At 66.7% G+C, this 11922-nt stretch carries 13 protein-coding genes and 1 pseudogene; all 14 read right to left on the reverse strand.

Going from position 1 to position 11922, the window contains the following annotated elements:
* Positions 1-185, reverse strand: a pseudogene (locus TF1_RS16570) (F0F1 ATP synthase subunit delta); the annotation flags it as partial.
* Positions 185-724, reverse strand: coding sequence for a F0F1 ATP synthase subunit B (locus tag TF1_RS15270; protein ID WP_011292834.1), 540 nt, complete (start codon positions 722-724; stop codon positions 185-187). The gene TF1_RS15270 and the pseudogene TF1_RS16570, both read right to left, overlap by 1 nt.
* Before the next feature lie 49 nt (positions 725-773).
* Positions 774-980, reverse strand: a complete 207-nt coding sequence (gene atpE, locus TF1_RS15275) for an ATP synthase F0 subunit C (protein WP_011292835.1) — start codon at positions 978-980, stop codon at positions 774-776.
* 109 nt (positions 981-1089) lie between these two features.
* Positions 1090-1947 carry a F0F1 ATP synthase subunit A gene (gene atpB, locus TF1_RS15280; protein WP_011292836.1) on the reverse strand — a complete coding sequence of 286 codons (858 nt, stop codon included), beginning with the start codon at positions 1945-1947 and terminating at the stop codon, positions 1090-1092.
* Between the two features lie 230 nt (positions 1948-2177).
* Positions 2178-2315, reverse strand: coding sequence for a hypothetical protein (locus TF1_RS16575; protein WP_255266201.1), 138 nt, complete (start codon positions 2313-2315; stop codon positions 2178-2180).
* An 84-nt stretch (positions 2316-2399) separates the two neighbouring features.
* The gene (locus TF1_RS15290; RefSeq protein WP_011292838.1) at positions 2400-2843 is read right to left on the reverse strand and encodes a hypothetical protein; all 444 of its coding nucleotides are present in this window, start codon (positions 2841-2843) and stop codon (positions 2400-2402) included.
* A 226-nt stretch (positions 2844-3069) separates the two neighbouring features.
* Positions 3070-4233 (reverse strand): MraY family glycosyltransferase, encoded by a 1164-nt coding sequence (locus tag TF1_RS15295; protein ID WP_011292839.1) that lies wholly within the window; start codon positions 4231-4233, stop codon positions 3070-3072.
* 134 nt (positions 4234-4367) lie between these two features.
* Positions 4368-5147, reverse strand: coding sequence for an L-threonylcarbamoyladenylate synthase (locus TF1_RS15300; protein ID WP_011292840.1), 780 nt, complete (start codon positions 5145-5147; stop codon positions 4368-4370).
* Between the two features lie 41 nt (positions 5148-5188).
* Positions 5189-6046, reverse strand: a complete 858-nt coding sequence (gene prmC, locus TF1_RS15305) for a peptide chain release factor N(5)-glutamine methyltransferase (RefSeq protein ID WP_011292841.1) — start codon at positions 6044-6046, stop codon at positions 5189-5191.
* Complete coding sequence (gene prfA, locus TF1_RS15310) at positions 6043-7110, reverse strand: peptide chain release factor 1 (protein ID WP_011292842.1); 1068 nt, start codon at positions 7108-7110, stop codon at positions 6043-6045. The genes prmC and prfA overlap by 4 nt, the downstream gene beginning before the upstream one ends.
* 87 nt (positions 7111-7197) lie before the next feature.
* Complete coding sequence (gene rpmE / locus TF1_RS15315; protein WP_011292843.1) at positions 7198-7407, reverse strand: 50S ribosomal protein L31; 210 nt, start codon at positions 7405-7407, stop codon at positions 7198-7200.
* A 243-nt stretch (positions 7408-7650) separates the two neighbouring features.
* On the reverse strand, positions 7651-9585 hold the full coding sequence (gene rho, locus TF1_RS15320) for a transcription termination factor Rho (protein WP_016189128.1): 1935 nt from the start codon (positions 9583-9585) through the stop codon (positions 7651-7653).
* A gap of 438 nt (positions 9586-10023) precedes the next feature.
* Positions 10024-10974 (reverse strand): homoserine kinase, encoded by a 951-nt coding sequence (thrB, locus tag TF1_RS15325; protein WP_011292845.1) that lies wholly within the window; start codon positions 10972-10974, stop codon positions 10024-10026.
* Positions 10975-11003: 29 nt separating this feature from the next.
* A partial coding sequence (gene thrC / locus TF1_RS15330; RefSeq protein ID WP_061784011.1) for a threonine synthase occupies positions 11004-11922 on the reverse strand: 919 nt, incomplete at its 5' end.

Here is an 11922-nt window from a genome sequence, read left to right on the forward strand (position 1 = left end):
AGCTCGGACTTGCTGTCCGGGGAGCCGGCGGGGTCCGCCAGCCAGCGGCGCAGGGAGTGCTCCTGGTCCAGCAGGGCCACGACCTCGAAGAGCTCGTGGCCCAACGTGGCTGTGTTGGCGGACGGCAGGATGTCGTCGAGGCGCCGGATCACCTCAGTCAAAGAGGTACGGCTGACACCTTGCATCAACGCACCTCTGCCTGCTGATTAGCCCCGCTTTCCAGTTCAGCGAGGAACCGGTCGATGACCCGGCTCTGCGCGGCGGGGTCAGAGAGGGTTTCTCCGACGATCCGAGCTGCCAGGTCCGCGGAGAGCGCCCCGATCTCGGCCCGCAACTGCGCCATGGCCTGCTGCCGGTCGGCCTCGATCTGAGCGTGAGCCGCCTCGATGATGCGTCGCGCCTCGGCCTGGGCCTCCTCGCGCGCCTCAGCGATGATGGCGGCGCTCTGCTCGCTGGCCTTCTGCAGCTCGGCCGCGTAGGACCGGTGTGCTTCCTCCAGCTTCTCCTGGAACTGCTGACGCAGCTCCTCGGCTTCCGCCTCTGCCTTCTTCGCCCGTTCGATGCCGCCTTCAATGGCGTCGGCGCGCTCGTCGAGCATCTTCGTGACCCGCGGCACCGCGTAGCGGTACACCAGTGCGAAGATCACGGCGAAGGCGATGAGGCCGAAGACGAGTTCGTCGATGTGAATGCGTAGAACGTTCTCTTCGGCGGCCAGGCCCAACATGGTCAGCGCCCCTTCACGCTTGGTTGCCTACTTCCTTCGCCGGTTCGCTTTAGCCAAGGGCGAAAGCGAGAACGAAGCCCAGCAGGGCGAGCGCCTCGATCAGGGCGAAGCCGATGTAAATGTTGGTCTGCAGCGGACCACGGGCCTCGGGCTGGCGGGCGATGGCCTGCATGCCCAGACCGAAGACGATACCCACACCGATACCGGCACCGATGACGCTGATGCCGTAACCGATGACGTTCAGGCTGCCTTCCATTTCTTCTCCTTGTTGAGGATCGTGACCACAGGGCCAGATGGGTTGTCGTGTCCTCCGGGCGGAGGCACGAAAACTGTCGAGTCAGGGATCCGGACCGCTCCCACCGGTCCTAGTGCGCTTCCTGAGCCTGGCCGATGTAGAGGGCGGCCAGCAGGGTGAACACAAAGGCCTGCAGGAACATGATCACCAGCTCGAAAGCGGTGAAGATGATGAACGCGAGCAGCGCCGATCCCGAGAACAGCACCGAGATCGTGCCGTAGAGCGGTCCTGCCGACGGGTTGAACATGTACCAGCCGCCCGCGGCGAACGTCGCCAGCAGGAGGTGACCGGCGAACATCGTCGCAAACAGTCGGATGGCGTGCGTCGCGGGGCGGATGATGAAGTTCGAGAGGATCTCAATGGGTACCAGCAACGGAAGGATCCACGCCGGCGCTCCTGAGGGGACCACGGCGCTCTTGAAGTAGCGGCCGAAGCCGTGGGTGCGGATACCCACTGCGATGAAGGTGATGTAGACGACCGCGGCAAGGCCGACCGGGTAGGACAGGTTACTGGTGACCGGCAACTGCAGGAAGGGAATGAGCCCCATGATGTTCATCGCGAAGATGAACAGGAAGAGGGAGACCAGCAGCGGCAGGTACCGGTCGCCCTTCACTCCGATCATGGGCCGCGAGATCTGGTCCCGGATGAAGAGGACGACGATCTCGAAGATGCTCTGCTTCCGGCTGGGGACGATGGCCAGCTTGCGCGTGGTCCACCACAGGAAGAACGCCACTAGGGCCGTGGCGACGACGAGCAGCACCGCGTACTTGGTGATGCCGCTCGTGTAGGGAAGCGCCTCGCTGTAGTCGCCCCAGGACCAGGGGGAGGGAAAGAAGATCCCGACGGAGGGGGCCTCAAAGCCGGGTCCTCCCGGCGTGAACAGACCACCACCGCCCTCGGCAGCGAGGTTGAGCGTGTCAGCACTCACGGCGAACCCTTCCGTCGTGAATCAAGAGGTTCTGTTCAGTCTTGAGCGGACCGGTAATGGCGGTCAGCGCGGGTTCTTCCGCCCGTTGCGGTCGGTTCCGTGAACGGAGGGTGAACCCGGTGGAGTGGATCGTTATTTGGAACGAGCGTGAAGCCTGACGAAAACCATGTACAACGCCAGCCCCAGGCCGAGCAGGATACCGATGGGCAGGAAGAGCGCATCGTGATCCGTTAATCGGTCCAGCAGAGCCACCCCGCCCCGCCCCACACGACCATGCCGGATATGAGCAGGGAGACGATGGTGACTCCGTCGACCGAGGTCTCGGAGGGTTCCGGGGAGCTTTCGTCCGGTTTCCGCGGCTCGCTCATCCCGTCGCTCCGGAACATAGCAGGTTGTCGTGGTCATCCGCACAACAGGGGGCGAGTACTGGGATCCGTGCCGTGCCACACGCATCACGTGCTCTCATGCCGGGACTCCAGGCCGGAGGCGACGCTCGGCTCCGGATCGACGTGCAAGGTCTTGGATGTGGCCAGCACCCGGACGTGACCACCCAGCCAGGCGATCACGCACAGCAGCGAAGTCACGGCGAAGGCGGTGGTATCGATCCAGGCAGGGTCGATGGTGCGCAGCGCCAGGAGTGCCGCCGCCAGGATCAGCGCCTTGATCAGGAAGGCGCCCAGAGTGGCCGGCATGAACAGGTTCGGGTCGCGGCGGCTGAGCCGGGCCACCGCCCATCCCGAAACCCCGAAGAAGGCAAGGACCAGTAGCAGCGCACAGAGTGCGCCGAGCACACCAACCGTGCCTGAGAACACGAGGAAGGCAGCGGTGCTGCCGCCTCCGACCACCAGGGTGGGAATCGCGGCGCCGCGGAGAACCTTGGCGTCGTGTTCCAGCATGCGTGAACTCCGGTGTTGGCTGTGGGTGCTTGCTCGTGAAAGCTATCACAAGGTTTCACCACGCTTTTCCATGGGCACCTTGAGATGCCGCCCGCCGTTGCCGGAAACACTCGCGACACGACACTCTGCTCTCGAAAACCGGGCTCCTTCTCCCAGCCCTTTCCTCCAGGGTTCAATCCCGGTTCACGGCCCCTTACCGGACGCCCCGCTGGTCAAGTGCAGTGCGTCACTTTTTTTCGGCGGAGTTGCTGCCGTCCGTGGCGGTCGCAAGGCGGGTTTTGGCGCGCAGCAGAGCCCGCCGACGCAGCCGCGGCAGCGTGATGAGCCCCACCGCACAAATTGCTACCAATGTGGTAACGCTCAGGACAATCGCGGGGGCGTCGAAGATCGACAGCGATACGGCGGCAAACGAGATGATCGCCGCCCACAGGTACATCAGCAGCACGGCGCGGGCATGCGAGTGGCCGAGCTCCAGCAACCGGTGGTGCAGGTGCTTCTTGTCCGGGGCGAACGGAGACTTGCCGGCCAGGGTGCGCCGCACCACCGCGAGCACCAGGTCGGCCAGGGGAAGGGCGAGGGCCAGCAGCGGCAGCAGGATCGGCAGGAAGGACACGAGGCCGCTGGAGTCGAAGTGGACGACCGCGTTGGCCTGGAATTCGCCGGTCACAGTGATGGTGATTGACGCCAGCAGCAGGCCGATCAGCATCGACCCGGTGTCGCCCATGAACACGCGCGCGGGGTTGAAGTTGTGGATGAGGAACCCCGTGCAGACCCCCACCAGGATGATCGCGATCATGGCGGGATAGGACTGGCGGTCGAACCCCTGGTCGACCGCGACCACGTAGTAGTAGGTGAAGAAGGCCGCGGCCGCGATCGCGACAATGCCCGAGGCCAAGCCGTCGAGGCCGTCAGCGAAGTTGATCGCGTTGATCGTGACCACGATCAGCAGCACGGACAGGAGGGTGCCCAGCTCCGGTCCGAGGACCAGCGTGGTCCCGGGCAACGGCAGCCACAGCAGCTGGACCCCTTGGGAGACGAGGATGCCCGCGGCCACGATCTGGCCGGCGAGTTTCGGCACCGGGGCCATCCCCCACCGGTCGTCGATGATTCCGATCACGACGATCAACGCGCCCGCCACCAGCAGGCCGCGCCACCACGTCTGGTCGAAGAACACTTCACGCAGGTGGGGCAGTTGCGCTGAGATCAGCAGTGCGGCAGCGAAACCGCCGTACATGGCGAGACCGCCCATGCGCGGAATGGGCTCGGTGTGCACGTCCCGGTCGCGGATCGGCGGGACTGCTCCGAAAGCGATTGCGGCACTGCGGACGAGTGGGGTCAGCAGGTGGGTGACCGCCACAGCGATAACGAAGGTGAGCGCGTACTCACGCACGGCGTTGCGGGGCCTTCCGTGGACCGGCCGTGCCCTCCCAGCGGCACGGCACGTGTTCTGTGAGGGGTGACATTGACGCTAGCATCGACCGGCCGCAGCGCGGACTGCTGTTCGGCATGGCCCCGTCCCTTCGGTCAGGGCGCGTCCGAGTCGTCCTTCTGTGCCGGGGGAATCCCGCTGTCTCCCTCGTCTGAGGCGCTGGTCGCCTCCGGTTCCGCGGTGCGGGGGGTTTCGCGGTTCGAGGTCTTGGGCTCCCGTTCGGGGCGCTTCAGTTCAGCGATGACTGTGCCGCACACGGAACGCAGCTGCTCGAGAGTGATCGCTCCGGAGCGGAGGACGCGCGGGACCGCGTAGGTGAGGTCGACGATCGTGGACGGCGGGGTGCTGGTGCAGGGGCCGGCGTCGAGGTAGACACTGACCGCATCGCCGAACTGCGTTTCGGCTTCCTCGACCGTGGTCGCTGCCGGCTTGCCGGTGACGTTCGCACCGCTCACAGCCATGGGGCCGACCTCTTTGAGGAGTTCCAGCGCCACCGGGTGCATGGGCATGCGGACCGCCACGGTTCCCTTGGTGTCCCCCAGGTCCCACGACAGGCTGGGGGTGGCCGCGCACACGAGTGTGAGCGGGCCCGGCCAGAACTCCTCGATCAGGTCTTGGCCGTATTTGCCGAGGTCGTCGATGAGCGCCTGCGCTGCGCGGACCGTGCCGACCAGGACTGCCGGGGGATGCTCCCGGCCGCGCTGCTTGGCGTTGCGGAGCGCGGTCACGGCCGCCGGGTTGAACGCGTCTGCGCCCACCCCGTACACGGTGTCGGTGGGCAGGACAACCAGTTCCCCCCGACGCACTGTGGAGGCCGCATCCGCGATCCCGGCCTTGCGCTGTTCGTCGTCCGCGCAGTCGTACCTGCGGCTCACACCCTCACCTCAGTCTGTCCAGGGTTGTCGATGCGGTTGACTCAGTCCACGGCACGGCGAGCGACCACGAACCGGTCCCGGTGGGCGAGGTCTTTCCGGTTGCGCACCTCGCACCAGCCGAGTTCTTCAGGGAACAGCGGCGGGATGTCGATGCCCTGTCCGTCGCCGTGCTCGATAGCGATGTATCCGCCGGGGCGCAGCAGGCGGCGGCCGACCGCTTCCAACTGGCGGATCATGTCGAGCCCGTCCGGGCCTGCCCACAGCGCGATGGCGGGATCGTAGTCGCGGACTTCCGGGGGGATCTCGTCGGCGCTGTCCAGCGGCACATACGGGGGGTTGGTGATGACCAGGTCCACCCGGCCGTGGTATTCGGGCAGGCAGGTGCGCATATCGGCGTGGTGGGCGGTGATCCGCTCCCCCAGTCCGCTGCGGGCGATGTTGCGTTTCGCCCAGGACAGCGCTGTCGCGTCCACTTCCACCGCGTGGACTCGGGAGCGGGGCACCTCTTGGGCGATGGAGATCGCGATCGCGCCCGACCCGGTGCCCAGGTCCACGACCAGGGGATCGGCGACGTCCATGGCCCGCAGGGTGTCGATCGCCCAGGAGACCATCATCTCGGTCTCGGGACGGGGGATGAAAACGCCGGGGCCTACTTCCAACTCGAGATAGCGGAAGTAGGCGCGGCCGGTGATGTGCTGCAAGGGTTCCCGTGCCGCCCTGCGGGCTACACACTCCCAGTAGCGGGCGTCGAAGTCGCTGTCCGCGACCGTGTGCAACTCTCCTCGACGGACGCCGTGCACGAACGCCGCGAGTTCCTCGGCGTCCGCCCGGGGCGAGGCAACCCCGGCTTCCGCGAGCCGAAGCGTCGCCCGCGCGACCTCGTCGAGCAGGAGGTTCACTGCTGAGCGGCCTCCAACCGCTCCTTGGTGTCGGCGTCGACGAGCGCCTGGATCACGCCGTCCAACTCCCCGTCGAGCACCTGGTCGAGGTTGTACGCCTTGTAGCCCACCCGGTGGTCGGAGATGCGGTTCTCCGGGAAGTTGTAGGTGCGCACCCGCTCGGAGCGGTCCACGGTGCGGACCTGGCTGCGCCGTTCCGCGGCGGCCTCTGCTTCGGCCGCGGCCTGCGCTTCGGCCAGCAGGCGGGCCCGCAGCACCCGAAGCGCCTGCTCTTTGTTCTGCAACTGGCTCTTCTCGTTCTGGCAGGACACCACGATCCCCGTGGGCAGGTGGGTGATCCGCACCGCGGAGTCGGTGGTGTTCACGCTCTGCCCGCCGGGGCCCGAGGAACGGTAGACATCGATGCGCAGATCGCTCTCGTTGATCTCCACCTCGATCTCTTCAGCCTCGGGCAGCACCAGCACGCCAACGGCCGAGGTGTGGATCCGTCCTTGCGACTCGGTGACGGGGACCCGCTGGACGCGGTGGACTCCGCCTTCGAACTTGAGCCGGTGCCACACGCCTTGCCCGGGTTCCACCGTGCCGCGGTTCTTGATCGCGATGGTGATGTCCTTGTAGCCGCCCAGGTCGGAGTGGGTGGCGCTGATGATCTCGGTCTTCCAGCCCTGACGCTCGGCGTACCGCAGGTACATCCGCACCAGGTCGCTGGCGAACAGCGCGGACTCCTCACCGCCCTCTCCCGCCTTGACCTCCAGGATGACGTCTTTGTCGTCGTTGGGGTCGCGGGGGATGAGCAGGGTGCGGAGCCGTTGAACCAGTTCTTCGCGCTGGGCGGCAAGCTGCTTCGCCTCGTCAGCGAAGCTCGGGTCCTCGGCGGCCAGCTCCTGGGCGGTCTCGATGTCGCTTTCGACCCGGTTCAGTTCCCGGTAGGTGGCGACGATGGGGGTGAGCTGGGAGTAGCGCTTGGCCAGGGTGCGTGCCTGAGCCTGGTCGGCGTGCACTGCTGGGTCGGCGAGCTGCTGCTCCAGCTCGTAGTACTCGCCGAGTAGGTCGTCCAGCTTCACTTCTTTTCCATCCCCCACAAGGGTCGGATCGGACTGGCAGTCGCTGCGGTGGTGCGCCCCGGGACACGGGACGCACCGCCACGGACGCTACTTGCGCTTCCCGAAACGCTTCTCGAAGCGGGCGACCCGACCGCCGGTGTCCAGGATCTTCTGCTTCCCCGTGTAGAAGGGGTGGCAGGAGGAGCAGATCTCAGCCCGGATCACTCCATTGGGCGCTGTGCTCCGGGTGACAAAGCTGTTGCCGCACGTGCAGGTCACCTGCGTGACGTGGTAATCGGGGTGAATACCGGGTTTCATGGTGGTTCTCCTCGCTAGTGGCGGTCGCCGGACGCACGCAGCCGTCACCGTTTCACTGCTGAGGCATGCGTGCGCGAACCGGTACCGCGGCGGTCGTCGTACCAGTCTGCCAGACCGTGGAACCGTGGTCGTCCGGATCGTATTCCCGTGCATAGTCGACGGGCAGGACGATGAGCACACGTCACCGCCGAACGATGCTCGGACTCACCCGTTCCGCCGGTGCAGGCCTGCACCGGCGGAACGCTAGTCGTTCGGCCCGATCGTGGTCTTCTGGACCTGCAACAGGAATTCAGCGTTGCTCTTGGTCTTCTTGAGTTTACTCAGGACCAGTTCCAACGCCTGCTGCGTGTCCAGGGCGTGCAGCACCCGGCGGAGCTTCCAGATGATGTTGAGCTCCTCGGGCGACAGCAGGATCTCCTCCTTGCGCGTGCTGGACGCTTCGATGTCCACCGCGGGGAAGAGCCGCTTGTCGGCGAGGCTCCGGCTGAGCTTGAGCTCCATGTTGCCGGTGCCCTTGAACTCCTCGAAGATCACCTCGTCCATCCGCGAACCGGTCTCGACCAGCGCGGTAGCCAGGATCGTCAAGGAGCCGCCGTTCTCGATGTTGCGGGCGGCGCCGAAGAACCGCTTCGGCGGGTAGAGCGCGGTGGAGTCGACACCACCGGACAGGATGCGCCCGCTCGCCGGTGCGGAGAGGTTGTAGGCGCGTCCCAGCCGGGTGATGGAGTCGAGCAGCACCACGACGTCCAGTCCCATTTCGACCAGACGCTTCGCCCGTTCGATAGCGAGCTCGGCAACGGTCGTGTGGTCTTCGGCGGGACGGTCGAAGGTCGAGTGGATGACCTCGCCCTTGACCGTGCGCTGCATGTCGGTGACCTCCTCAGGCCGCTCGTCGACGAGGACGACCATGAGGTGGCACTCGGGGTTGTTCTGGGTGATCGCGTTGGCGATCGCCTGCAGCACCGTCGTCTTACCCGCCTTGGGCGGGGAGACGATGAGGCCGCGCTGCCCCTTGCCGATGGGCGAGATGAGGTCGATGATCCGCGTGGTGAGGATGTGCGGCTCGGTTTCGAGGCGCAGCCGCTCCTGCGGGTACAGCGGGACCAGCTTGGAGAACTCGGGCCGGTTGCGCGCCCGCTCGGGCGGCATGCCGTTCACGCTGTCCAGCCGGACCAGCGCGTTGAACTTCTCCCGACGCTCGCCTTCGCGCGGCTGGCGCACCGCTCCGGTGATGGCGTCACCCTTGCGCAGGCCGTACTTGCGGACCTGGGCCAGCGAAACGTAGACGTCGTTGGGACCGGGCAGGTAGCCGGTGGTCCGCACGAACGCGTAGTTGTCGAGGATGTCCAGGATGCCCGCGACCGGCAGGAGGACGTCGTCCTCGCTGATCACCGGCTCTTGGTCAGCACGCTCCCGGTTGCGGCGGTCACGGCGGTCACGGCGGCGTCCCCGGCGGCGGGACCCTCCGCTGTACTCCTCGTCGTCGCTGTCGCTCTTGGTGCCGTTCTGCTGCTGGGAGGCCTGCTGGTCGCTGCCTCCGTCGCGGTTACGGCTGCGACGGCGCCGCTCCCTGGTGCCGTTCTGGCCGTTCTGGGCGGGCTGTGCGGTTGTGGTCTTCTCAGTTTCTGCGGGAGCCGACGCCGTGGCGTCCTCCTTGGCGCTCTCAGTGGTGTCGCTGCTCTCGGCCGCCGGGGTCTCCGCGGTTTCTTCACCGCTGCGGCGGCGGGAACGGCGACGGGTCCGTTCCGGCTTTTCAGCCGACTCTGTTGCAGTTTTCTCGGTGGTCTTGTCCGCCTTTTCTGCCGCCGGTTCGGTGGCGGGAGCCTCAGTCGTGGCGGCGGACTCCTTCTTTTTCGCGGCTGTGGTGCTCGCGGTTTCGGCGGTCTTCGCCGTTGTGGTCTCGGGCGCGCTGACCGGCCCACCCTGCTTGGCTTCGATCGCAGCGATGATCTCGCTCTTGCGCATCCGGCCGGTGCCCGTGATTCCGAGGTCGGACGCCAGACGCTGCAGCTCCGTGAGCTTCAGCGCGGCCAGCCCGGTACCTCCGGAGCGGCTACGGGACCGCGTTGACGCGCTCTTGCCAGCGGGGGGCGCGGCGTCGCCGACGTCCACTTTGGACGAGGTCGTGTCCTGCGTACCGACCGCCGCGTCCTGGTGGAGTTCGGTGGTGTCGCTCACTAAGGGTCCTTCCCAAGGAGCGGGCTGGTGCCGTCATGACGAAGTGATCGGCCAGCCCGGTGGTGCGAACCGGCTAGGGCCGGGTCAGGCGTGCCCAGTGTGGCTGCCGGAACCGCTACTGGACAACGAGTTTTACCCGATCGCGGCAGGCGCTGGACACATCCAGGCACTGGGACGATGGGCTGCATGAAACTGCCCTCGGGCCATCCTGTTGTTTCTGTGCCAGGAAACTAGGGACTTCAATGGAGTGGGCAGAGCCACGGACACGCCGCGGATTCGACACAGTGGCAACCGTGTGAAGCGCTTGCGGAACGGGAACCGCTTGCGCGGTTGACGCGGAAAACACTGCGGCGGATAAGCACAGGCCCCGTGGCGGGGCACCTGGTGCTTCACCTACCCTAACATCACCGGAGCCCACAGCTATTCCTCGGCACAAGTCTATGAACGGGGAGAAGTGACACGTACCCCTACCAGATCAATCGCTAAGGGGCGTATGTGCCATTCAGTACCCGCTCGCCGCCGGATTGAATCAACTATGGCGCTGTTCTTTTGTGGAGATTCGCCGTGGGGATCGCCCGCGGCACCGTGGTAGAGCACTAAGACGGTAGGTCCGGCTCCGGAGATCACCGCCGCCAGGCCGTCGCCGCGCAGGGATTCGACCAGCGCAGCGCTTTCCGGCATGGCTTCGGCCCGATACGACTGGTGCAGCCGGTCCTCGGTCGCCTCGAACAGCAGCTCGGGGCATTCGCGGACGGCCGCGACGAGCAGGGCCGCGCGTCCCGCGGAGAACGCGGCGTCGGAGTGCGGCACCGTCTCAGGCAGCAGCCCCCGGGCCCGCTGGGTGGACAGGCTCCGACGGGGCACGCAGACGATCGGCAGCACCCCGGGTGCGGGAGCTGCCGTCCAGGCACGCCAGGTCTTGGCACCGTGCCAGGAGATGGTGAACCCGCCATAGACACACGGGGCCACGTTGTCCGGGTGGCCTTCGATATCGGCCGCGGTCTGGAACACCCAGTCCCGGTCGAGCCGGCCGCCGCCGACCAGGGCCGCGGTCGCGGCCACGCCCGCCACGATCGCCGAGGCGGACGACCCCAGTCCTCGGCCGTGCGGGATGGCGTTGCGGCAGCGCAGGTCGACACCGGGCATGGTCTGACCGACGGCATCGAATGCGGCGCGCATGGCGCGTACCACCAGATGCGACTCGTCGAGAGGAACGCTGTCCGCTCCTTCCCCCTCGACAGCCACCGTAACATTGCGGTCCTCGCGGACGCGGACTTCGACCTCGTCGGACAGGTCCAATGCGAGTCCAAGAGAGTCGAATCCCGGTCCGAGGTTCGCGCTCGTAGCAGGGGTACGCACAGTAACCGCGGTGCGCTGCGGCTGAGGCATTCAGTGGCTCCGAATGAGGAGGGTCTGGGCTAGGCCAGGCCGAGCGCCGCCGCAGCGGCCTGGGCATCGACAGGAATCGTGGTGGCAGAGGAGGCGCCGGCCAGAGCCCAGTCGGGGTCTTTGAGGCCGTTGCCGGTGACCGTGCAGACGACGCGGCTGCCCCGCTCGATCTGCCCGGCTTCCACTGCCTGCAGTAGGCCCGCCACACTGGCCGCGGAGGCCAGTTCCACGAAAACCCCTTCCTGGCCGGCAAGCAGCCGGTAGGCGGCGAGAATCTGCCGGTCGGTGACCGCATCGATGCGACCGCCGGACTCGTCGCGGGCCTTTTCCGCAAACCGCCAGGAAGCAGGGTTGCCGATCCGGATGGCAGTAGCAATAGTACGCGGCTGGGTCACCGGTGCGCCATCGACGATCGGTGAGGCCCCGCTGGCTTGGAAGCCGAACATGCGCGGCAGGCGGGTGGCCAGTCCGTCTGAGTGGTACTCCTGGTAGCCCATCCAGTAGGCGGTGATGTTGCCCGCGTTGCCCACCGGCAGGCAGTGGACGTCGGGAGCGTCGCCGAGGGCGTCCACGATCTCGAACGAGGCGGTCTTCTGGCCCTGGAGGCGGAACGGGTTGACCGAGTTGACCAGCGCCACCGGGTAGTCGGTGGAGAGCTGGCGGGCCAGTTCCAGACAGTCGTCGAAGTTGCCGTCGACTTGGAGCAGGCGGGCGCCGTGGACGAGGGCTTGCGCCAGTTTGCCCATGGCGATCTTGCCCCGGGGCACGAGGACCGCGCAGGTCATCCCGGCGCGTACCGCGTAGGCGGCGGCGCTGGCGCTGGTGTTCCCCGTGGACGCGCAGATGACCGCTTTGGCTCCTTCCTCAGCGGCTTTGGAGATGGCCATGGTCATCCCGCGGTCTTTGAAGGAGCCCGTGGGATTGAGCCCTTCAACCTTGAGGTAGACC

Origin of the sequence: Thermobifida fusca NBRC 14071 = JCM 3263 (assembly GCF_001592045.1) — a bacterium.
GTDB classification, from domain to species: Bacteria; Actinomycetota; Actinomycetes; order Streptosporangiales; family Streptosporangiaceae; genus Thermobifida; species Thermobifida fusca.